The sequence below is a fragment of the Dyadobacter sp. BHUBP1 genome (genome assembly GCF_050587785.1).
In the GTDB taxonomy this organism is placed as follows: domain Bacteria; phylum Bacteroidota; class Bacteroidia; order Cytophagales; family Spirosomataceae; genus Dyadobacter.
This window is the reverse complement of the sequence record NZ_JBOBIH010000049.1, coordinates 1-638: the sequence shown is the minus strand read 5'-3', so window position 1 is coordinate 638 and position 638 is coordinate 1. Positions and strand designations below refer to the sequence as shown.

Genomic DNA, 638 nt, shown 5'->3' with positions numbered 1-638 from the left:
TTTGTGGGAATTAGTCTGCCATGCGCGACCACGCTGATCACCCCGATTTTGTATAAAAGTACCAGTGGGGACGTCTGCGCAAATGGCTCTCCGATCACGTTGACGGCCTCCGGTTTCAGCGGGCAATTGGAGTGGTACCTTAACGATGTGTTGATTACAGGCACACAGCCGGGCCAAACGCAATATATCGCAACGGTCGCGGGGACTTACAAGGTGCGTTCCAAATCAGGCAGCTCATATAGCAGCTTTTCGAATACGATCGTGTTGAACCAGAAAGCCGGTTGTGTCCCTCCCAACCAATGCGCGGCGAACCGGGTAAAATTGCTGTGGCGGAATTATAACCACGACAGATTGGTTGGGGCCACGATACAAGGGTCTAGCAATGGGGTGGATTGGATAGTACTTTACCAATTCCCATCGGCAGCACCGGTTGGCACCTGGCTTACGACAGATTTCAATAACCCGCAAAACTATCCCCATATCCGTTACAACGCGCGGGCTACCGACGGGGTGGGTGACCTCAAAGAGATCCGTTTTTTCAATGTGGATGGGAGCGGGAATGAAACTGCATTGACCGGCACCGGCTTTGGTTCAGAGCCGAACCTTGCTGGCCAGGGCTGGGCAAATGCGTTGGATGG

General features: G+C 53.3%; 1 protein-coding gene. It reads left to right on the top strand.

The window, feature by feature from the left end; genetic code table 11:
• Window positions 1–638 (top strand): hypothetical protein (locus ACQ4MZ_RS31580; RefSeq protein ID WP_430852032.1); only part of this gene is annotated, 638 nt, incomplete at both ends.